Source organism: Natrinema sp. CBA1119 (assembly GCF_002572525.1).
GTDB lineage: Archaea > Halobacteriota > Halobacteria > Halobacteriales > Natrialbaceae > Natrinema.
This window is the reverse complement of the sequence record NZ_PDBS01000001.1, coordinates 1,357,252-1,377,780: the sequence shown is the minus strand read 5'-3', so window position 1 is coordinate 1,377,780 and position 20,529 is coordinate 1,357,252. Positions and strand designations below refer to the sequence as shown.

19 protein-coding genes are annotated in these 20,529 nt (G+C 65.1%); 12 read left to right on the top strand and 7 right to left on the bottom strand.

The window, feature by feature from the left end; genetic code table 11:
• The first annotated feature begins 294 nt into the window (after positions 1 to 294).
• Both CP556_RS06750 and CP556_RS06745 read left to right on the top strand, forming a co-directional pair.
• Positions 295 to 1,995: a nitrite/sulfite reductase gene (locus tag CP556_RS06750; protein WP_098727310.1), complete on the top strand. Its 1,701-nt coding sequence runs from the start codon at positions 295 to 297 to the stop codon at positions 1,993 to 1,995.
• On the top strand, positions 1,985 to 3,664 hold the full coding sequence (locus CP556_RS06745) for a Coenzyme F420 hydrogenase/dehydrogenase, beta subunit C-terminal domain (RefSeq protein WP_098724912.1): 1,680 nt from the start codon (positions 1,985 to 1,987) through the stop codon (positions 3,662 to 3,664). Before CP556_RS06750 ends, CP556_RS06745 begins: the two co-directional genes overlap by 11 nt.
• A gap of 544 nt (positions 3,665 to 4,208) precedes the next feature.
• On the opposite strand, the gene CP556_RS06740 is transcribed toward CP556_RS06745, so the two are convergent.
• Positions 4,209 to 5,168, bottom strand: coding sequence for an AEC family transporter (locus CP556_RS06740; RefSeq protein WP_098724911.1), 960 nt, complete (start codon positions 5,166 to 5,168; stop codon positions 4,209 to 4,211).
• A 597-nt stretch (positions 5,169 to 5,765) separates the two neighbouring features.
• Between CP556_RS06740 and CP556_RS06735 the strand changes: the two genes are divergently transcribed.
• Positions 5,766 to 6,371 (top strand): GNAT family N-acetyltransferase, encoded by a 606-nt coding sequence (locus tag CP556_RS06735; protein WP_098724910.1) that lies wholly within the window; start codon positions 5,766 to 5,768, stop codon positions 6,369 to 6,371.
• A gap of 49 nt (positions 6,372 to 6,420) precedes the next feature.
• On the opposite strand, the gene CP556_RS06730 is transcribed toward CP556_RS06735, so the two are convergent.
• Positions 6,421 to 7,110 (bottom strand): haloacid dehalogenase type II, encoded by a 690-nt coding sequence (locus CP556_RS06730; RefSeq protein WP_098724909.1) that lies wholly within the window; start codon positions 7,108 to 7,110, stop codon positions 6,421 to 6,423.
• Positions 7,111 to 7,237: 127 nt separating this feature from the next.
• On the opposite strand from CP556_RS06730, the gene thiE reads away from it, so the two are divergent.
• From thiE to CP556_RS06715, 3 genes are all read left to right on the top strand, one after another.
• Entirely contained in the window at positions 7,238 to 7,903 is a 666-nt protein-coding gene (gene thiE, locus CP556_RS06725; RefSeq protein WP_098724908.1) for a thiamine phosphate synthase, read from the top strand.
• Complete coding sequence (gene thiM, locus CP556_RS06720) at positions 7,900 to 8,730, top strand: hydroxyethylthiazole kinase (protein ID WP_098724907.1); 831 nt, start codon at positions 7,900 to 7,902, stop codon at positions 8,728 to 8,730. The genes thiE and thiM overlap by 4 nt, the downstream gene beginning before the upstream one ends.
• A 154-nt stretch (positions 8,731 to 8,884) precedes the next feature.
• Positions 8,885 to 9,157, top strand: a complete 273-nt coding sequence (locus tag CP556_RS06715) for a DUF7553 family protein (RefSeq protein ID WP_098724906.1) — start codon at positions 8,885 to 8,887, stop codon at positions 9,155 to 9,157.
• A 369-nt stretch (positions 9,158 to 9,526) separates the two neighbouring features.
• Here the strand turns inward: CP556_RS06715 and CP556_RS06710 are convergent, their stop codons facing one another.
• Positions 9,527 to 10,162 carry a rubrerythrin family protein gene (locus CP556_RS06710; protein ID WP_098724905.1) on the bottom strand — a complete coding sequence of 212 codons (636 nt, stop codon included), beginning with the start codon at positions 10,160 to 10,162 and terminating at the stop codon, positions 9,527 to 9,529.
• 278 nt (positions 10,163 to 10,440) lie between these two features.
• Between CP556_RS06710 and CP556_RS06705 the strand changes: the two genes are divergently transcribed.
• On the top strand, positions 10,441 to 11,661 hold the full coding sequence (locus CP556_RS06705) for a polysaccharide deacetylase family protein (protein WP_098724904.1): 1,221 nt from the start codon (positions 10,441 to 10,443) through the stop codon (positions 11,659 to 11,661).
• A 360-nt stretch (positions 11,662 to 12,021) separates the two neighbouring features.
• Here the strand turns inward: CP556_RS06705 and CP556_RS06700 are convergent, their stop codons facing one another.
• Entirely contained in the window at positions 12,022 to 12,885 is an 864-nt protein-coding gene (locus CP556_RS06700; protein WP_098724903.1) for a sulfurtransferase, read from the bottom strand.
• A 279-nt stretch (positions 12,886 to 13,164) separates the two neighbouring features.
• Between CP556_RS06700 and CP556_RS06695 the strand changes: the two genes are divergently transcribed.
• Entirely contained in the window at positions 13,165 to 13,980 is an 816-nt protein-coding gene (locus CP556_RS06695; protein WP_098724902.1) for a sulfurtransferase, read from the top strand.
• 285 nt (positions 13,981 to 14,265) lie between these two features.
• Here the strand turns inward: CP556_RS06695 and CP556_RS06690 are convergent, their stop codons facing one another.
• From CP556_RS06690 to CP556_RS06680, 3 genes are all read right to left on the bottom strand, one after another.
• The gene (locus tag CP556_RS06690; RefSeq protein WP_098724901.1) at positions 14,266 to 15,711 is read right to left on the bottom strand and encodes a dihydrolipoyl dehydrogenase; all 1,446 of its coding nucleotides are present in this window, start codon (positions 15,709 to 15,711) and stop codon (positions 14,266 to 14,268) included.
• 144 nt (positions 15,712 to 15,855) lie between these two features.
• Entirely contained in the window at positions 15,856 to 16,254 is a 399-nt protein-coding gene (locus CP556_RS06685) for a hypothetical protein (RefSeq protein WP_255291418.1), read from the bottom strand.
• 224 nt (positions 16,255 to 16,478) lie between these two features.
• Positions 16,479 to 16,700, bottom strand: coding sequence for a type II toxin-antitoxin system HicB family antitoxin (locus CP556_RS06680; RefSeq protein WP_098724899.1), 222 nt, complete (start codon positions 16,698 to 16,700; stop codon positions 16,479 to 16,481).
• A 154-nt stretch (positions 16,701 to 16,854) separates the two neighbouring features.
• Between CP556_RS06680 and CP556_RS06675 the strand changes: the two genes are divergently transcribed.
• From CP556_RS06675 to CP556_RS06660, 4 genes are all read left to right on the top strand, one after another.
• Positions 16,855 to 17,391 carry a winged helix-turn-helix domain-containing protein gene (locus CP556_RS06675; protein ID WP_098724898.1) on the top strand — a complete coding sequence of 179 codons (537 nt, stop codon included), beginning with the start codon at positions 16,855 to 16,857 and terminating at the stop codon, positions 17,389 to 17,391.
• The gene (locus CP556_RS06670) at positions 17,392 to 17,838 is read left to right on the top strand and encodes a toxin-antitoxin system TumE family protein (protein WP_098724897.1); all 447 of its coding nucleotides are present in this window, start codon (positions 17,392 to 17,394) and stop codon (positions 17,836 to 17,838) included.
• A gap of 151 nt (positions 17,839 to 17,989) precedes the next feature.
• Positions 17,990 to 19,384, top strand: a complete 1,395-nt coding sequence (locus tag CP556_RS06665) for a signal recognition particle protein Srp54 (protein ID WP_098724896.1) — start codon at positions 17,990 to 17,992, stop codon at positions 19,382 to 19,384.
• A 156-nt stretch (positions 19,385 to 19,540) separates the two neighbouring features.
• Entirely contained in the window at positions 19,541 to 20,494 is a 954-nt protein-coding gene (locus CP556_RS06660) for a hypothetical protein (protein WP_343124870.1), read from the top strand.
• Positions 20,495 to 20,529 lie beyond the last annotated feature (35 nt).

The window sequence follows — 20,529 nt, the reverse complement described above, 5'->3', positions numbered from 1 at the left end:
ATCGACGCCGCGATCACGTATTGTCGGATATAATTGCCGCTATTATCGGCGGGCCGTCGCTGCTCTCGGCTCGAGCCGGTTCGTATCGAACCGTTGGCCGTCCGTCTCCGACTGGTCCGATCGTCCGTCGCCGCACGTTGAGGCAATATTTACTGGAGTGGCCGACCCACGTCATGATTCGCCGAGTTACGGGGGTGTATAGGTGCGGGGTGTTATTACCCGCTACCCAATGGCCCTTCACGATAGTATGCAAGGTCGAGTAGCTGCCGAGACCCCTCGGCGGCGGTGGTTCGCGTGAATACAACAGAACAATACAAACAGAACAAACACCCGCTCGACGTTATCGACGACGTCTACGACTACGCCGACGAGGAGCTTTCCTTCGAGGAGATCGAGGAGCGCGCCGGCGGCGGCGAGTGGGAGCGCCTGAAGTGGGCCGGGATGTACGCCCAGAAGCAGGAGGGCTACTTCATGATCCGGACGAAAGTGCCGGGCGGGAAGCTCACTCCCGAGCAGGCCGAAGTGATCGGCGAGGTCACCGAGGACCTCGCGGTCGCCCCCGAGGAGTACGGCGGCGAAGCGCAGAACGAACTCTGGGGAGATGCCTATCTCGACATCACGACCCGTCAGGACATCCAGAAACACTGGATCCGCGTCGAGGACGTCCCCGAGATGTGGAACCGCTACGACGAGGTCGGCCTGACGACGGTCCAGGGCTGCGGTGACTCCGCCCGGAACGTTCTTGGATGCCCCGCGGCCGGACTCGACGATCATGAGTGTTTCAACGCACAGCCGGTCATCGAGGCCGTCTCCGATTTCTTCACCGAGAACCGGGAGTACGCCAACCTCCCGCGGAAGTTCAAGATCACGATCACCGGCTGCGCTCACGACTGTGCGCAGTCCCAGATCAACGATGTCGGACTCGTCCCCGCGAAGAAGGAGATTGACGGCGAGCACCTCTACGGCTTCCACGCCCGCGTCGGTGGCGGCCTCTCCGACGGCCCGCGAATGGGTTCGGAACTCGACGCCTTCATCAAACCCGAAGACGCCGTCGAGTTTTGCCGCGCCGTCGCCCAGACGTTCAAGGAGATCGGCGACCGCAACAACCGCGGCGTCTGCCGCATGCGCTACCTCGTCGAACAGCTCGGCCCCGAGAAGTTCGAGGAAGCGGTCCGCGACCGCTGTACGATCGACCTGCCGACCGGTGGCCAGAACCTGACCGTCGGCTATCAGGGCGACCACGTCGGCGTCAACGACCAGAAGCAGGACGGGCTCAACTACGTCGGCTTCAACGTCATCGCCGGCCGCATGGGCGGCGACGAGTTCGCCGCGGCCGCCCGCGCCGCTGAAACGTACGGGACCGAGGACGCCTCCGTGCGCCTCGCGACCGACCAGAACTTCCTCATCACCCACATTCCCGACGAGAACGTCGACGACCTGCTCGCGGAGCCGTTCGCACAGGAGTACAGCCCCGATCCGGGGCCGTTCTCGCGGGGCGCGGTCGGCTGTACGGGCAACGAGTTCTGTAACTACGCCATCATCGAGACGAAAAAGCGCACCAAGCGCTGGGCCCGCCAACTCGACGAGCGCATCGACGTCCCCGACGACATCGAGGCCATCCGGATGCACATGTCCGGCTGTTCCGCGTCGTGCGCCCAGCCCCAGATCGCCGACATCGGCTTCCGCGGCGAGACCGTCAAACTCGAGGACGAGAACAGTACCAACGCCGAGGGCGACAACATCGTCGAAGGGATGGACTTCGGACTCGGCGGCTCGCTGGGAGCCGACAACGAGTTCCTCGATTGGGTCGAGAGCGCCGTTCCCGCTGATTCCGTGATCCCGGCCCTCGAGCAGCTGTTCGAGGCCTACTCCGCGGATCGCGCCGACGGCGAGAAGTTCTACGAGTGGTGTCGCGGCGTCGACAACGAGCGACTCCGGACGATCATGCAAGGGGCGGACGCGCCGGTTGCACGAGGTGTTGCGCATGGGGACTAATAGCGAGGACGAACGCAGTGAGTCCTCGAACGGATCGAGCGGGGAGCGAAGCGACCCGCGAGGGAGCGAGGACGACGAGCGTCGATTCCCACGCGTTCCCGACTCGAGCGGCGATGACGACGCCGTGATGGTTCCTGAAGCCAGCGGCGGTGCGTCACGTTCCCGAGAGGATCACGCTCGAGAGGGGGCAATTCGAACTGACGGCGGCAGCGGTGCCGCCGACGCCAGCAGCGACGATAGCTGCTCGCCGAACACCTGCACCTGCGGCGAGAAGACGGCTGCCGACGCCGAGTCGGAGACGCAGCCGGTCGCGACCGACGGCGCAGGTGTGGCAAACGTCGACGAGATGGGCGAACTCGGCGACCTCGAGTTCACCGAGCCCGCCGAGAACGTCAGTCAGGACGTCGACAACGGCTCGCCCGACGCGCGCGTCGGGATTCCCGAGGGCGTCGACCTCGAGACGCCGGAGTACTCGATCCGCTCGCGGATGAACGATATCGAGACGCCGGACGAGAAGACCTGGTTCATGGAACTGGACGAGGCAGTCATCGACGAGGGCCGCTGTATCCAGTGTGGGACCTGTGTCGCCGCCTGCCCGTCGGACTCCATCGGGATCGGCGACGACGGGGAGCCGGAACTCGTCAAGATGTGCACCGGCTGTTCGCTCTGTTGGGACTTCTGTCCCCGCGGCGGCCTGCGCTACGAGCGCCAGTGGAAGATCACCGGCGGCGACGACAACGTCAAGGGCGCTGGCGATCCGATCACGGAGTTCTCCGCGAAGGTCGAGGACGACTGGACCGACAACGCCCAGGACGGCGGCGTCGTTACCGGCGTCCTCGCGACGCTGCTCGAGGAGGGCGAGATCGACGGCGCGCTCGTCGCGACCGAGAGCGACGAGCAAGAGTGGAAGGCCGAGAGCTACCTCGCGACGACGACCGAGGAGCTCATCGAAAACGCCGGTACCGTCTACAACCAGACGATGGCGCTGGGAAATCTCGACTTAGAGCAGTGGGAGCACAAGCTCCCCGACAAGTCCTGGGACGAACTCAGCATCGCGATCGTCGGCACGCCGTGTGAGATCGAGGGCATCCGCGCCCTGCAGGACTTCGAGTGGGACTACCAGGACCAGAACGAGGGTATTCGAGCTGTGGACTACACGATCGCGCTGATGTGTACCAAGAACTTCAACTACCACAGCCTCATGGGCGAGCAGCTAGAGGAGCAACGCGGCATCTCGCCGTCGGAGATCGGCAAGATGGACGTTCTCAACGGCAAGATGATGGTCTACGACCACGACGGCGAGATGATCGTCGAGGAGGACATCGAGAACTTCCACGACGCTGCGCTCAAGGGCTGTGACGAGTGTGCCGACTTCACCGGCTTCTGTTCGGACATCACCGTCGGCTCCGTCGGCTCGAGCGACGAGTACTCGAGCGTCATCGTCCGGACCGAGCAGGGGATGAAGGCCTGGGAGCTCACCGAGCCGAACCTGGACTACCACGACTTAGAGGACAAGTCCGCGGTCGGCAAGCTCCAGGGCTGGGACAAGAAGAAGGCCTTCGAGAGCCTCGAGCGGCCGTTCGACCCCGACGCGCCGCGGTTCATCGAGTACACCGACCACGCCGAGAACTACGGTACGGCGCTCAACCCCCACGATCAGGGGCACTGACCACGTCGCTTCGAAGCCGCTGTTCTCCGCTATTACGTTCGTTCTCTCGCCTTTCCGGGACGGCCGCTGCTCGTCCATCTCGTTCGAAACCGACCCGTGAAAGGGGTGGGACGCCCCGGTTCGCTGTCCGTTCGTCCAGTATCGGATTCGGCAACGGTGTCTCGGCTCGATCCGCCTCCGGGCCAGTAGTAGATGCCGGACACAGATCACTCGATCGTGTGCGGTGTTTTTCCATAGGCTTTGGGCCGACCTATGCATGCGAACGATACCCACACTACTATCTCCCTCTCTCGAGAGTTTCGGCCTGCTACTGTCTCGGGCTAACTTATTTATGCCCATTCGTGCTAGATATTGACACACTTGCGTGGCCGCATAGCGTGAATGAGCTCCCAGATGCAACGTACCCCCGTCACGATGCATCGACGGTGTACGGCGGCCACGCGAGTGTACCCCCCTTCCGTCTTCTCAATTTCTTCACAGACCATCCGATGTGGTGCGAGCGTCTCTCCGAGCCGGAGCCAGCGACGAGCGCTGAGTGGTCTCCTCAGAGTATCACACCGGACTGCAGTATCGCGATCATGACGGTGAGAACCGGGATCGCGAGCAGCGTCGTCAGGAACACGCACGTCGAGACGTACTCGGTGACGAGTACGCCCTCCGAGCGGGCGCTGCCGGCGAACTCGATGACGAGGATCAGCGGCGTCACGGCGGCCGGCATCGCGGTCTCGAGCACGAACACGCGAGCGACGGTCGGGTTTTCGAAGCCGATCAGAAGCGCGATACCGAGGCCGACGACGGGCGCGACGCCCATCTTGAGCGCCGTCGCGGGCCAGGCTCGAGAGACTGCGGATGCGGTATCGGCTCTCGCGAGCTGGATACCGAGGATGAGTAACATCAGCGGGATCGACGCGTCGCCGACGAGCTGGAGCGTCTCCATCGCCGCCGTGTCGGCGGGCGGGACGATATCCAGCGCTCGCGCGAGCAGTGCCGCGATGACGGCGTAGGCCAGCGGAATGTAGAACACGCGGCGGACGCCCTCGAGGCCGGCGGAGCCGCTGCTCCGGGAGGCGACGTAGACGCCGACGGTGTACATCAGCACGGACTGGACCGAGAGGAAGAGGACGGCCGTCTGGCGGCCGATCTCGCCGAACGCGAAGTCGGAGACGGGGATGCCGAGGTTTCCCGAGTTACAGAAGATCGCGACGAGCACGAGCGCGCTCAACGCCGGCTCTTCCTCGCCGACGGCGCGACCGGCGACCTCGGCGATCCCCCACATCGCCGCGGTGAAGAGACCGATCCCAGCCGTGACTCGCAGCAGCGTCGCCGCCTCGAGTTCGGTGACGGCGAGGCTGTGGAAGACCAGTGCGGGCGCTAACACGTAGACGACGGCCGTGTTCAGCGGCTCCGGATCGATCTCCTTGACCGTGGCCAGCACGTAGCCGACGGCCGCGATGGCGACGATCGGGCCGATCGCGGAGCCGAAGATACCGAGGAGATCGGCCATCAGTCGGCGCTCGACCTCGCAGTGAGCTGGCGACTCGAGGGACTCGGCGGCCGTGCAACAGTTACGCGCTGCATTCGAAACCAGATACTCCCCGCGCCTGATATGGGAGTTGTGATTACGCCGCCGAAACCGCGTGAATGACCGTGACAAATCGAGACGGACGGTGTCGTCTCTCCTCGCGGATGCCGAGTCGTCTTTCGGCCCGTTCTCTCTTTAAGTGCTTCTGGTCACAAGGTGAAGATACGACGGGAGAACGCACTTCTCGGGTACCACTATTCGACAGTCACAACGGTATGCGTCTCGTAATCAGTCGGTTCGACTCCGATCCGAGCTCAATTCTGACTTTAAGTACCTCTAGTCACAAGGTAGAGCTATGACGGGAAGTCGTCTTCTCTACGTATTCGAATTCGATAGCGACGGCACTCGGCGCTGCTGTCGTTCAGCTGTCGACTGACTCCGAACTGGCGTTCGTTCTGTCAGTGCCTCGTCCGAGAACCACGACCGACGGTCAAACGGCGGCGCTGGTATGGAGTCCGAACAAACGACGCGCTCGAGTCGCTTCAGCGGACTTATTTCGGGGACGCGGCAACCTCGACCATGGCATCCGACGCGCTCATTCGCGTTGCGACCCCGGCGGACGCGGCCGCCGTCCGCGATATCTACGCGCCCTTCTGCGAGTCGACGGCGGTCACCTTCGAGGAAACCGTTCCGTCGACGGCCGAGCTGGCCGATCGAATCGAATCAACCCTCGAGACGCATCCCTGGCTCGTCTGTGAGGTCGACGGTGCGGTCGTCGGCTACGCCTACGCGGGGGCGTTGCGGAAGCGCCGCGCCTACGAGTGGGTCGTCGAGCTGTCGGTCTACGTCGCCGACTCGGCCCGTCGGACGGGGGTCGGCCGCGCGCTCTACGAGTCGCTGTTCGCCGTCCTCGAGCGACAGGGAATCCGCGACGCCTACGCGGTGACGACGGTTCCCAACCCCGAAACCGAGCGGTTCCACGAGCGGCTGGGGTTCGAGCGACTGGTCGACTTCCCGGGAATCGGTTACACGCAGGACGAGTGGCAGGACGTGGCCTGGTGGCGGCGGCCGCTCGCCGAGAAATCCGCGACGCCCGAGCGGCCGCGCTCGTTCCCGGCGGTTCGCGAGGACGACGACTGGGACTCACTCGTGCGGTCGGGCGAGGACGCGCTCGAGCTGTCATGATTCCAGCCGACCCGATTCCAGCTCTCCTGACACCGGTCGTCCCGCCGACTCAGCAGCCCAGTCGATCCGCCAGCTCCCCGAGCCCCTCGGTGATCAGGTCCGGTTCCGCGCCGAAGGGCTCCCACGGGTTCCCCTTCCGGTCGAGCCAGACGCCCTGCATTCCCGCGTGGATCGCGCCCTGCACGTCGAACCAGAGCGCCGAGACGTGGACGAGTTCGTCGATCGGCGTCCCCGTCCGCCCGGCGGCGTGGCGGTAGAGATCCGGGTCGGGTTTGAACGTCTCGAGTTCGTCCGCGCTGATGGTATCGACGAGGAGGTCGTCGATTCCGGCGTGGTCGACCATCGACTCGAGCATTTCCGGATTGCCGTTCGAGAGGACGTACGTGTCGTAGCCGGCCTCGTGCAACCGCTCGACGCTTTCCCGAACGTCGTCGAAGACCTCGAGTTCGTGGTAGACCTCGAGGATTTCCTCGCGTTCGTCGGCGGAGAGGTCGATCCCGTGGGCCGCCAGCGCGTACGCGAGCGCATCGCGGTTGATCTCGTAGAACGTCTCGTATTCCTCGAGGTGGTTCGCGACGAGCGTGTACTGCATCGAGCGCTCCCGCCAGGTCTGCGAGATGGGTGCTGGATCGTCGACGTTCGCGTGCTCCGCGAGGGCAGCCGCGGTCGCATCGACGTCGACGAGCGTGCTGTAGGAGTCGAACGTGACAGTCCTCACGCGGTCGGGATCGAAGGCCATGGCGGCCCCTATGTCGCGGAGCGCAAAGAACGTGGACCGTTCGTTCCGCCACTGAATCGGTCGAACGGCGGCTCGAGACGGCTACCTGACCGAAGCCGCTTAGTTCGACCACCGACTACTATCTCTCGTGAATCCATCGAACTGGCGGACCTACTTCGTCACGCAGGCGTCGCTGTCGGACGACCGGACGACGCTCGATATCGTTCGCGCGGCCGTCGACGGCGGCGTCGACGCTATCCAGTTGCGCGAGAAAGAAACAAGCGCTCGCTCGCGGTACGAACTGGGGCTCGAACTGCGCGAACTCACGGCCGAGGCGGGCGTCGACCTGCTCGTCAATGACCGGGTCGACATCGCGCGAGCGATCGACGCTGACGGCGTCCACGTCGGCCAATCGGACCTTTCGGTCGGGGTCGCCCGCGACCTGCTCGGTTCGGATGCGATCGTCGGCTGTTCGGCGTCGACGGTCGCGGCGGCGCGGGAGGCGGACGCCGATGGGGCGGACTACCTCGGCGTCGGGGCCGTTTACGGGACTTCCTCGAAGGATGTCGACGCGGACAAGGACGGAGTCGGTCCGGAGCGAATCGCCGCGATCGCCGACGCGGTCTCGATCCCGATCGTCGGCATCGGCGGCATCACGGCCGATAACGCTCGGCCGGTCGTCGAGGCGGGCGCGGCCGGCGTGGCCGTGATTAGTGCGATTACGGCGGCTCCGGATCCGGCGGCCGCGACCGAGTCGCTGACTGCCGCCGTCGAAACGCCGAAGGCGATCGATACCGGAGGACAAGGGGAATGAGCGTAACCGACATCGACGCCGGCGACTTCGCGGAATCGGTTCGGACGGTTCGGGAAACGGAACCGCTCGTCCAGTCGCTGACCAACACGGTGACGATCAACGACGTCGCGAACGTGACCCTTCACTGGGGCGGGCTCCCGGTGATGGCCGACTCGTTCGGCGACGCCGGCGAGATGGCCGACCTTGCGCGTGCGGTCCTGATCAACACCGGTCAGGTGCCCGACGGCCGCGTCGAGGCGATGCACGAAGCCGGGAAGAAGGCGAACGAACGGGGCATTCCGGTCGTCCTCGATCCCGTCGGCGTCGGCTCGACGCCCTCGAGAGAGGCGGTCGCCGAGAGCCTGCTCTCGGTGATCGACTTCACCGTGATCAAGGGCAATTACGGAGAGATCAGCGCGCTCGCGGGCGTCGAGGCCGAGGTCAAGGGCGTCGAATCCGTCGGCGACTACGAGACGATCGAGCGGACATCCCGCTCTCTCGCCGAGTCGACCGGTGCCACCGTTGTCGCTTCCGGCGTCGACGACGTCGTCGCGGACGCCGACGGCGCAGTCCGGCTCACCGCCGGCCACGAGATGCTCGGCGAGGTCGTCGGCACTGGCTGCATGCTCGGCGTGACCGTCGCGACCTTCTGTGGCGCGCTCGAGGACGCCCGCGAAGCCGCCGTCCACGGGACGCTCGCGTTCGGTCTCGCCGGCGAGCGCGCGGCCGACATGGGGTACGCGGGCCCGGGCAGCTACCGGACGAACTTCCGCGACGCCGTCGCCGGCGTGACGGGTGATACCGTCGCCGGTCTCTCCCTCGAGGACCGACTCGAACAGGTGCGCTGAATCACGCTCGAGCGAGTGAACTGAATCACGCTCGATCAGGTGCGCTGCATCTCACTCGAACAGGGGCGCTGACCCGGCTGAATTTCGCCGGACACCGTTCTGATAGTCGGATCGTATTGAAACCGTTTTAGTACCTGCTGGTAAACAGAAGCGTATGGCTCGAGACGAACTCCAACGCGCGGCCGACTCGATCGAACGGGCGGCCGACGCGACGGCCGACGACGAGGTGCGGGACCGACTCCAGACGCAGGCGGCGAAATTCGAGGACTATGCGACGGCCGATCACGGACCGGATCACGGCCAGCTCGCGCGCCACGAACACATTCTGAACGAGATCGCCGACGACGAGGGCGGCGACGTCGCGTCGAGTCTCGAGGATGCGCTTGCAGCGATCTCCGAGTTCCGATCGGACCTCGAGGGCGTCTAGCGGTTCTCGCGGTTTTTGTCGATTCGAGGAGCGTGTCGTATCGATTCTCATCGAGAGACTTTTGGAATCGGTTCGTTCGGTGTGTGTCGTGAATGGTGCAGTGGTTCTGCTAGTGGCTAAGTGCAGCAAAGCGTCCTGCTATCGTGGCAACAGGGAATGGCCACACCCTCCCCAGCCGATTCGCTCACTCACTCTGTTCGTTCGCTCATCCCTCGCGCAATTTAGTGCCGCGGTTCATTAGCATTCACCGCGGCATAGCGCGCGCCACCGCACGCCGGTTGACCGGTCTGGAGCGATACGTTACTCCCCCTGAATTGAGCACGAAGTTACAAAATATTCGTTAGCAAGAACCCGTCCGATTCGCTGGCGTTAACAGACCGGCTTGGGGTTCGCGCCCATTCCCTCGAGCGTCTCGACGTACTCCTCGTAGGCGGCCTGAATCGCGCCGCTCGCGGCCTCCTGGGCGCGGTCCCAGTCCTCGTCGCTGTCGCAGACCGTCTCGAGCAGCGTTTTCGCGCGCTCGAGCTGGTCGTCCAGGTCCTCGCCGAAGTCGCGGAACAGGCTGGCCGTCTGCGGGTCGGCGTCGCCGACGAAGTAGCCGACGACCTGGTCCTTCGAGCGCTGGCTCGCGAGAATGCGGCCGACGAGTGCGCCGACCCGTTCCACGGTGTCCTCGCGATTTCGGAGATACTCGTGGAGCTGGGGGATCTCGTTCGGTTCGTACTCGTCGGCGTCGAGTTTGCCGTCGACGGTCTCGTAGTGATTTTGCTCCTCCTCGGCCGTGGTCTCGAATGCCGCGCGAGCCTCGTCGTCGGCCTCGTCGTCGGCCCACTCGCGGAACGTCTGCCAGGCGGCGTACTCGGCGTCGGCGGTCGCCTCGAGGACGGGTTCGGTGTCGATCTCCCCGCCGGTGTCGGCGTACAGCGACTTCGAGGAGCCGAGTCGCGAGAGTGCGGTCTGGTTGTCCTCGCTAACGGCCTCGACGAACGCGTCCGGATCGGTCATGCGGAGTGCTTCGACCGGGCTCGAGTTATGTCTGTCGTCAGCGACTCGCTGCCGGAGCCGCGGGCCTCCGCGCTGGCCGCTGTGACGGCTCCCGTTGGCTCGCCCTCGACCCCGCCTTGCCCTGTCCCGCCTCGTCCGTCCCCGTGTTGTCCGTCCCGCCTCGTCCGTCCCCGTGTTGTCCGTCCCGCCTCGTCCGTCGATAGGCGCCGGTTACCCGTCGCGGACCGAACGCCAACGGCGGCATAACAATTACCGTGTCCGGAATTTCTTCGATCGGAATGAAACGACGAGCGTATCTCGTGACGGCCGCCGCAGCGACGCTCGGTGGCTGTTCCGCCCTGAGCGATTCCGAAACGTCGGACGAACCGGACGATGACGACGGTAACGGAGATTCTGACTCGCCGGATCCGGTCGACGAGGATCCCGGGTCGTTCGATCAGTTCGACGACCTCTCGATGTGGACGGTGATGGAAGGCTCGCTCGAACTCGACGCCGAACGCGCATACGTCGGCGAGCAGTCCGGCCGCATGGAGGCGACGGAGGCAGAGCAACGAGTGATGATCAAACGGCGGTTCGACCAGCCGCGGGACCTCTCCGACGAGTTCCCGGCGATGGCGTTCGCGACCGAGCAGGATGTCGACCCGATCGTCCAGCTCTCCGATACGGACGGCAACCGGCTCCTCCTCCAGTGTGACGTCCCGCCGGGACTTCCGTTCGCCCGCTACGATCTCGGGGTCATCGGGACCGACGGCGACCCGGATCTGAGTTCGATCGCCCACATCAAGATTTCGGCGCTGGCGGGCAACGGCGAGTCGGTGACGCTGTGGTGTGACGACCTCCACTTCGTCTCTCGCCCGGACACCGGCAAAGTCCTCCTCCAGTTCGACGGCGGCCGCGCATCCACCGCGACCCGGGCTCGCTCGGCGCTGTCGGACTACGACTTCCCTGCGACCGCGTTCGTCCCCACCGACTACGTCGGCGGCTCCGGCTACGTCAGTCAGGGCCAACTCGAGACTCTCCAGAGCGAGGGATGGACGATCGCCAGTCAGGGGACGTCCAGTGGCAGTCTCGCCGGCCGGTCCGAATCGATACAGCGAGATCGCATCCAGGGCGCGATCGAGTGGCTCGAGAGCAACGGGTTCGAAGACGGTGCCGGCTACTTCGCCTATCCGCTCAATCGCTACGACGAGACGACGATGTCCCTCGTCGAGGAGCACCACGACGTCGGCTTCGTCGGCGGCTACGGCGGTCACGCCGATCTGTTGAACCCGGCGACCGCTCCGCGGACGGTCGGTCCGTCCGCCGACGAGGCCACGCAGTTACTCGACCGGACGGCGCAGTTCCGGACGATCACCACGCTCAGCTACGCCGACCTCTCCGGCGCGACGGGGATGGCGCTCGAGGAGACGCTCTCCCATCTCAGCGACCTCGAGTCGGCTGGTGACCTCGAGGTCATCGGGCCGGACGACATCGCGTCGAACCACATCTACGAGGAGTAGACGCTCAGGCGAATGATCGTCCGTCAGCGTGGCTGACGCTATTTTTGCGAGTGCGACAGAAATGGATGCGGCGGAGCCGCTAGTTGTCCACCTTCTCGCTGCTCAGTCGCCCGCGCCCTGCTCGCGGGCTATCGCCCGCTCGCTTTTTCGGCGCCTCGTTTTACTCGGCGCCGCCCCGCTCCACGGGTCGCTTGCGCTCCCCGTTTCGCTACGCGGTCTCCTTCGCTCCGCTCAGTCGCCCGCGCCCTGCTCGCGGGCTATCGCCCGCTCGCTTTTTCGGCGCCTCGTTTTACTCGGCGCCGCCCCGCTCCACGGGTCGCTTGCGCTCCCCGTTTCGCTACGCGGTCTCCTTCGCTCCGCTCAGTCGCCCGCGCCCTTCTCGATCGGCGCGTTGACGAGATTGCCCCACTCGGTCCAGGAGCCGTCGTAGTTGACGGTGTCCTCGTAGCCGAGCAGTTCGTGCAGGGCGAACCAGGCGACGGAGGAACGCTCGCCGATGCGGCAGTAGGCGACGGTCGTCTCGTCGCCGTCGATGCCCTCGTCGGCGTAGAGCTCCTCGAGCGCCTCGGGATCCTTGAAGGTGCCGTCGTCGTTGGTCACGGCAGCCCACGAGATGTTCTTCGCGCCGGGGATGTGGCCGCCGCGCTGGGCGGTCTCCTGGAGTCCTGGGGGCGCGAGGATTTCGCCGGAGTACTCTTCGGGCGAGCGAACGTCGACGAGGGGAACGCCGCGATCGATCGCGTTCTCGACGTCCTCTCGGTACGCGCGGATACTCTCGCGCGGGCCGGCGGCGTCGTACTCGGTGCTCGAGAAGTCGGGCTCCTCGTCCGTGGTGGGATAGTCGTTCTCGAGCCAGTACTCGCGGCCGCCGTCGAGCAGGTAGACCTCGTCGTGACCGTAGTACTTGAACTGCCAGTAGGTGTAGGCGGCGAACCAGTTGGAGTTGTCGCCGTAGAGGACGACCGTGTCGTCCTCGCTGATGCCGTGGCTCCCGAGGAGATCCTCGAAGTCCTCCTTATCGAGAATGTCTCGCTGGGTCTGATCCTGGAGTTGCGTCTCCCAGTTGAATCCGATCGCGCCGGGTGCGTGTGCGTCTTCGTATGCTTCCGTGTCGACGTCAACCTCGACCAGTCGAAGGTCGGAGCCGTCGTCCTGGAAGTCGTCGAGGCGCTCCTCGACCCAATCAGCCGTGACGAGTACGTCTTTGGCGTAGTCGTTTGCCATACTCGTTCTATGGACGGGGACACACAAAGGGACTACTTAACCGGTCAATTCGGACACCAGTCGACTCTGTCGGAAACAATTGCCGCCACTGGGATCGGTGAGCCACATCACCGTTCGTACAGCGGCTGTATTCGTTGGATTCGCGGTGTTTACTGGAGCGAGAGGGCGGGACAGGACAGGAACTCCACCGAAAACAAGCAAGTGTTGCCACTGTCCCGGTAGCCGGGATCGTGCCGAAATCGGTGCGTACTCGGATCTGCGGCTCGTATCGGTCGCCTAATGGACGAATCCGTCGTCGTCTCCCCCGACTGGCTCGCAGCGCGTTTAGACGACCCGACCGTGCGCATCGTCGACGTCAGGGACGCCTGGGAGTACGACGGGATCGGTCACCTGCCCGGCGCAGTGAACGTTCCCTTCGACAGCTACCGCGACGAGAGCGATGTCGACCGCGGCACTTTGCCCGGTGCCAAGGCCTTCGCCGATCTGCTCGGAGAAGCGGGGATCGATTCCGACGACACGATCGTCGCCTACGACGACACCCACGGCGTCTTCGCCGCCCGGTTCGTGCTCACCGCCCTCGAGTACGGCCACGACGACGTCCGCCTGCTCGACGGCGATTACAGCGCCTGGAACCAGGAGTACGAGACCACCAGTGAGGTCCCAGAGATCGAGCCGACCGACTACGATCCCGATCCGCTCGAGCCCTCGGAGAGCCCGCTGGTGGGCTACGACGCCGTCGCGGACGCCCTCGAGCGCGACGCCGTCTTCGTCGACACGCGCGAGCGTGAGGAGTTCGAGGAGGCTCGGTTGCCCGGCGCGGTGCGCTTCGACTGGCGCGAGGTCGTCGACGACGAAACGCGGCGGTTGAAACCCAAGGGGGAACTCGAGGACCTGCTCGCCGAGCACGGGATCACCCCCGATCGGGAGATCGTCCTTTACTGCAACACCGCGCGGCGGATCAGTCACACCTACGTCGTCCTGAAAGCGCTGGGCTACGAGAACGTCGCCTTCTATGAGGGAAGTTTGACGGAGTGGCTCGCCAACGACGGCGCGGTCGAGAGCGGTTCCGTGTCGCCGGCCGACGGCGAGGAGTAGGGTTCGGCGACTGCTTAGTGGAGCGTGAATGGAGCAGTGGGCTCTGCTATCGTGGCAACACGGAATCGCCACGCCCTCCCCAGCCGATTCGCTCGGTCATACTTCCCTCGCTCATCCACCGGAAGACGCGTACGCGTCTTCCGAGCCTTTGCTCACTCCGTTCACAAAGACCTCGCGCAGTGTCGGCGGCCGCCCTCACTGTCGTTCGGTCGGCCACAAGCGCGCGCCACTGCACGCCGGATGGTCGTTCTGGAGTGAGACGTTGCTTCCCGCAATCGAATACCGTCAGTCCTCGCCGCTCACATCCCGCCAGTCCGGCGCCGTCGAGTATTTCGAGTCCGAGAGCTCGTCGAACGCGGCGTATACGACCTCGTTCAGCGCGGGGTGGACGTGGACCGGCTCCGCGACGTCGTCGACCGTGCCGCCGCCGTCCATCGCGACGACCACCTCGTGGATCATCGTCGACGCCTGCGGGCCGACGATGTGACAGCCCAGAATCTCGCCGTCCGGCCCGGCGATGGCTTTGACGAAGCCGTCGTCGGCCTCGAGGATCATCCCCATCGGCGCGGCCCCGTAGGGGACGGTTACGGCCTCGTACTCTCGACCCGCGTCCTCGAGTTCGCCCTCCGTCCGCCCGACGCTCGCGACCCGCGGGCTGGTGAAGATCGCGTGGGGCATCGCCTCGGAGTCGATCGTCTTTCCGGCATCGTCCAGTACGTTCGCCGCTACAATCTTCGACTCGTCGTCGGCAGCGTGTTTGAACGGCTGCTCGCCGACCACGTCGCCCAGCGCCCAGACGCCGTCAGCGGCGGTCTCCAGCCGATCGTCCGTCTCGACGTAACCCGTCTCGTCCGTTTCGACGCCCGTGGCCTCGAGATCGAGCGTGTCGGTGTTCGGTCGCCGACCGGTCGCGAGCAGGAGTTCGTCGGCGGTGAGCTCGACGGTGTCGTCCCCGCTCTCGTCGTCGCCTGTGGGTTCGGCCGTCACGGTGACGCGGCCGTCGGTTTCGGCGACCGAGCCGGCTTCGTAGCCGGTATACACGTCGCAGTACGTCTCGAGCGACTCGGTCACGATCCCGCTCACGTCGTCGTCCTCTCGCGGGACCAACTGGTCGCTCCGGCCGACGATCGAGACGTCCGCTCCCAGCGCGCCGAAGAAGTAGCCGAGTTCGGCTCCGATGTAGCCGCCGCCGACGATCACGAGTTCGTCGGGTCGGTCCTCGAGGAAGAGCGCGTCGTCGCTCGTGAGAAAGTCGATGTCCTCGAGGCCGTCGATCGGCGGGACCATCGGCCGGCCCCCCACAGCGATGACGACGGTATCGCCCCGGATCCGCTGGGGCCCGTTCCCCTCGCCGTTCAGTTCGATCTCGATCGTCCGGTCGTCGACGAACCGGCCGTCACCGCGGTAGAGCGTGACGCTTTCGTTGTCCCGGAGGCCTGACTCCTGATTGTCCGCCTTCTCGTAGACCGTGTCGTGAACCGATTCCGTAATCTCACCGTAATCGATATCTTCCAGCTTCGCGGGAACACCGACTTCCTCGGCCCCGCGAACCGCTTCCGCGACGTCTGCGCGGTGGATGAGCGCCTTCGAGGGGACACAGCCCCGTGTGATGCAGGCCCCGCCCAGCGGCCCGGGTTCGACGACGGCCGCCTCGAGCCCTCGGTCGGCCGCTGCGGTCGCGACCTGACTCCCCGATCCGCCGCCGAGGACGACGATGTCGTACGCGTCCATACCGTTCGAAACCACGAACGGCCGCGTAAAACGGGGGCCTGCTATACGAACCTCGATTAGCTCCTGCCGCGCCGGCCGACGATCCTCTAGTAGCCACTGAAACGATTTACACACTGATCGCAACGCAGTCATTCGCTCAGGTGTTCACTGACTTTCAGTGGCTACTATAACCGCCGCCGTCCCGGCGAGCCCGTGATTCCCCTCGTCGTCGCGTTCCCACTCGAGTCGGCCCGCCGAGTCGTCGCCGTCGAGCCCGGTCTCGTCGGCCCGGAAGAACAGGAGGAGAGCCGGTCGGTCGTCTCGATCTCCGCCGATAACGTGACCGTCGCCGATCGGTCGGGCACCGCCGCCGTCACCGACGACAGCGGGCGCACCGAACCGGTATCGAACCGGCTCGCTCGTCGGATCGAACTCGTCGGTCCGTCGGACCGCGACGGGGATCACGCCGCGACCGTCCGGATTGATCGGCGCGCGATCGCAGCCCGGTCGGATCTCGATCTCGAGGTCAGTCGGGAAGTGTGCGGCGGCCTGTCCGCCGAACACTGCGAGTCCGAGCGTCGTCGCAACCAGTCCCGTTCCGGCTCGGAGAACGCGTCGCCGACCGAACTAGCGTTCCTTTTCGTCGATTCGACCTGTCGTGACGGCTCGTGGGGTGTGTTTGCCATGCGACGCTCGTAGATTCATCGCCGCTGGTACTATCCGATCTGGTCCCTCTCTCGAAAAAACGTGTGCTGGTATTGACTCTCGTGTCACCGCGCACAGGTATCTCAGAGCCAGTCGTCGCCCGGATCGTCGTCCGTCGCGTCCGTATACCCCTCGACCGCCGCCGCGAGATTCGCGAGGGCCTCCTCGGGCGTCTGTCCCTGGCTCGAGACCCCGGTCTCCTCGTCGTCGGCGATGTGGAGCCCGTGCTCGTTTTGCCGCATGGTCACGTCCGCGTCCGCGAGGGCCTCGTACTCCGAGGGATCCACGTCTGCGTCGGAACTCATACGTGGGAGTTGTTGCGGTCGGCTGAAATACTCTCCGACGCCGGGCGATCGGTTCGGACGGGAGCGCTTGAGGCACTTCCGCCGATGTCTCTGCCACTCCTCATATATGTGCGATAGCCGAAAATATATTGCTACACCGCGCGTACGTGCTCCCATGACCGAGTTCGACCCGGTACCGGACGCCGATGCCGTCGACGGGGTGCGCCAGCGGTGGCGGGAGTCGACCGATACGTTCGGACGCGTCTACGATACCGTTCTCGGCGTGACGGAGCCGACGCCGTACACCGAGATCGCGCGGGTCGCGGACTGCTCGCCGAACGCGGCGAAGAAGCACCTCGAGCGCCTCGCCGAGATGGGAATCGTTCGAGCCGATGCCGACGCACAACCCGCCCGATACGAGCGCAACGACGGCTATCTCGAGTGGCAAGAAGCCAGTCGGATCGCACAGGAACAGACCGTCGACGAGATCATCGAGCGCGTTCGACAGTTAGAGGCCCGTCGCGACGAGTTCATCGACCGGTTCGGGACGACCGATCCCTCCGCCGTGTCCGTCTTCGATCACGACGATCACGACGCAATCCACGCGCAGATGGAGCGAATTAGCGATTGGCAGGCCCTCGAGCGCGATATCCGCCTCTACGAACTCGCTCGACGGCTGGCGCAAAACGACGGACATCTCATTCCGGCGTAGATGAGTCCGCCATCGTCGGGTGACGATTCGTCGAGACCGCCCGATCGCCAGACTCTTCGACTCCTCGAGCGTCGGCTCGCCGACGACCCGCTCATCACTGAGACCACGTTCGACCCCGATAGCACCGAACCGAGGGTACTCGAGGCCCACGGCGATAGCGACCGGGTTCCGCCATCGGTCGACGCCGTCCGACTCGATATTTGCTGGTATACGACCGACGATTTCTCGATCCACTACGTCGAGACTGCGACCGACGGAACTCACTGGGAATGTCGGTGGGACCGGCATCCGAATCCGCATAACGCTCGTCTCCATTTCCACCGCCCGCCCGACGGAGCCGAGACGGTCGATCTCGAGCTATCGTCGCTTCATCCGTTAGACGTTATCGCGACGGTTCTGGCTGCCGTCGAAGACCGACTCGAACGGATGTGGGATGCGGGCTCCTGAGAGCGAGTCATCGTGGCTGCTGAGTCGCTCGAGTACGGGAACGGGTCGACCGAGTACAGAAGCGTGACCGACGGAGTTCACGCGTCGAACCGGTTCAGTCGTGTCGGCCGTAGAAAAAGCCTTTAACACCATCGTCCCGTAGACCCAGCAAATGGTACTCGACGATCTCGGGAGTTCTCTGCGGGGCACCCTCGACAAGCTCCGCGGGAAGTCGCGACTCAGCGAGGAAGACATCGAGGAGATCGTCAAGGAGATCCAGCGCTCGCTGCTCTCCGCCGACGTCGACGTCTCGCTCGTGATGGAGCTGTCGGACAATATCAAAGAACGCGCCCTCGAGGAGGAACCCCCGGCCGGCACCCCGGCGCGGGACTTCGTCCTCCGCATCGTCTACGAGGAACTGGTCGATCTCATCGGCGACTCCACCGAGTTGCCTCTCGAGGAACAGACGATCCTGCTGGCCGGCCTGCAGGGGTCCGGGAAGACCACGTCCGCCGCGAAGATGGCTTGGTGGTTCTCCACGAAGGGGCTCCGACCGGCCGTCATTCAGACGGACACCTTCCGCCCCGGCGCGTACGATCAGGCCGAGGAGATGGCCGAGCGCGCGGAGGTCGACTTCTACGGCGATCCCGACGGCGAGGATCCCGTCGAAATCGCCCGCGAGGGCCTCGAGGCGACGAGCGAGGCCGACGTCCACATCGTGGACACGGCGGGTCGCCACGCGCTCGAGGACGACCTGATCGCCGAGATCGAGCAGATCGAGGGCGTCGTCGAGCCCGACACGTCCCTGCTGGTCCTCGACGCCGCGATCGGGCAAGGGGCGAAAGAGCAGGCCCAGCAGTTCGACGAGTCGATCGGGATCGACGGCGTCGTCATCACGAAGTTAGACGGGACCGCGAAGGGTGGCGGTGCTCTCACCGCGGTGGACCAGACCGACTCCTCGATCGCCTTCCTCGGGACCGGCGAAGAGGTCCAGGACGTCGAGCGCTTCGAGCCCGACGGCTTCATCTCGCGGCTGCTCGGGATGGGGGACCTCAGCCAGCTCGCCGAGCGCGTCGAGCGCGCGATGGAGCAGACCGATATTGAGGAGGACGACTGGGACCCCGAGGACATGCTGCAGGGGCAGTTCACACTGAACGACATGCAAAAGCAGATGGAGGCGATGAACAACATGGGGCCGCTCGATCAGGTGATGGACATGATCCCCGGCCTCGGCGGCGGGATCAAGGACCAACTGCCCGACGACGCGATGGACGTCACCCAGGACCGGATGCGGGCGTTCTCCGTGATCATGGACTCGATGACCGACGCGGAGAAGGAGTATCCCAAGGCCATCGGCGCGAGTCAGATCAAGCGCATCGCCCGCGGTTCGGGGACCAGTGAGGAGCAGGTCCGGGAACTGCTCCAGCAGTACAAGATGATGGAACGCACCATCAAGCAGTTCCAAGGCATGGGCTCCGAACAAGAGATGCAGCGCATGATGAAACAGATGCAACAGGGCGGCGGTGGCGGTGGCGGCGGCATGGGCGGTATGGGGCCGTTCGGATAGACTACGCCCGCGTTTCGCCGATACGCGCCACACGAAACTTCCCAGTCCTATCGGTTTAGAAGACTCTCACACTGCCACTACGTTAATGCCCTTCTAGACGAATCCTCGAGTAGAATGAATCGTCGGCAGTATCTCGCCCGAACCAGTGCGGCCGGTGTGAGCACAGGAACCCTGGCAGCGATGGCCGGCTGTCTCGGTGAGCTCACGGGCTCGTCGGACACGGACAACGTCGCGGTCAGCGATCGAACCGGTGAACGCGCGATCGCCCGCGCGGCGGGGAGCCTGAACGAGGCCGCCCAGTCGCTGAACAAACTTGACGACCTCGAGGATCCCGAAGCGGTCGAGTTCGAGCCGACGGTGCCCCGCGACCACCTCTCGGCGGCTCGCGAGCACCTCGAGACCGCGGAATCGGAACTGGGCGACGACCGGATGAGCGACGTCGAGACGCTTCGCTCGTACGCGGACGCCCTCGACGGCCTCATCGCGGTGACCGTGGCGGTCACCGACGACACGATCACCGACGATATCGAGGCCGTCAACGCGGCGCTCGAGGAGAACGGTGATCTCGAGGCAGCGAACGAGACCGTCGACGAACGCAACGAGACCGTCACCGGCGCGCGCGAACGCCACGCGGAATCGACGACGACGATCGATTCCATCGACGGTGATCGGCTCAGTGAACTGTCCGGCATCGATCTCGCGGAGCTCGAGGACGGCGCGGCCGCGCTCGGCGAGGCGGTGACGTCGCTCGAGACGCTCACCGAGACGTACGATGCGACGCTGAGCGAGGAGGACGGATTCGGCGCGCTCGAGCGCGGCCGGACCCGACTGGAAAACGGCGAGTACGAGGACGCACAGGCGGCGTTCGAGACCGCCGAAGCGACGTTTTCGGCGTCGGTGGACCGACTCGAAACCGGTCGATCGGAGTCTCCGGAGGGATACGCCGAGTACTTCGAGACGGCGTCGTGTCAGAACGGCCACCTGCGAGACGCGGCAGCGGCGTTCGCCGAGGCGGCGGCCGCCGCGGCCGACAGAGACCCGGTCGCCGCCGAGAACCACAGGAATCAGGGCGAGAACTCGCTCGATGCGGTCGGTTCCTGTACGAACTAATCCGATACTCCGGTCGTCGCCTCTCGCTCGCGGGC

Bases quoted from the DNA above. Each gene is read 5' to 3' on its own strand.
- CP556_RS06680 (WP_098724899.1), bottom strand. From the start codon at position 16,700: ATGAGTTCCGACGCAGACGTGGATCCCTCGGAGTACGAGGCCCTCGCG.
- CP556_RS06670 (WP_098724897.1), top strand. From the start codon at position 17,392: ATGAGTCCGCCATCGTCGGGTGACGATTCGTCGAGACCGCCCGATCGC.
- thiM (WP_098724907.1), top strand. From the start codon at position 7,900: ATGAGCGTAACCGACATCGACGCCGGCGACTTCGCGGAATCGGTTCGG.
- CP556_RS06745 (WP_098724912.1), top strand. From the start codon at position 1,985: ATGGGGACTAATAGCGAGGACGAACGCAGTGAGTCCTCGAACGGATCG.
- CP556_RS06695 (WP_098724902.1), top strand. From the start codon at position 13,165: ATGGACGAATCCGTCGTCGTCTCCCCCGACTGGCTCGCAGCGCGTTTA.
- CP556_RS06705 (WP_098724904.1), top strand. From the start codon at position 10,441: ATGAAACGACGAGCGTATCTCGTGACGGCCGCCGCAGCGACGCTCGGT.
- CP556_RS06675 (WP_098724898.1), top strand. From the start codon at position 16,855: ATGACCGAGTTCGACCCGGTACCGGACGCCGATGCCGTCGACGGGGTG.
- CP556_RS06730 (WP_098724909.1), bottom strand. From the start codon at position 7,110: ATGGCCTTCGATCCCGACCGCGTGAGGACTGTCACGTTCGACTCCTAC.
- CP556_RS06665 (WP_098724896.1), top strand. From the start codon at position 17,990: ATGGTACTCGACGATCTCGGGAGTTCTCTGCGGGGCACCCTCGACAAG.
- CP556_RS06690 (WP_098724901.1), bottom strand. From the start codon at position 15,711: ATGGACGCGTACGACATCGTCGTCCTCGGCGGCGGATCGGGGAGTCAG.
- CP556_RS06710 (WP_098724905.1), bottom strand. From the start codon at position 10,162: ATGACCGATCCGGACGCGTTCGTCGAGGCCGTTAGCGAGGACAACCAG.
- CP556_RS06735 (WP_098724910.1), top strand. From the start codon at position 5,766: ATGGCATCCGACGCGCTCATTCGCGTTGCGACCCCGGCGGACGCGGCC.
- CP556_RS06740 (WP_098724911.1), bottom strand. From the start codon at position 5,168: ATGGCCGATCTCCTCGGTATCTTCGGCTCCGCGATCGGCCCGATCGTC.
- CP556_RS06700 (WP_098724903.1), bottom strand. From the start codon at position 12,885: ATGGCAAACGACTACGCCAAAGACGTACTCGTCACGGCTGATTGGGTC.
- CP556_RS06715 (WP_098724906.1), top strand. From the start codon at position 8,885: ATGGCTCGAGACGAACTCCAACGCGCGGCCGACTCGATCGAACGGGCG.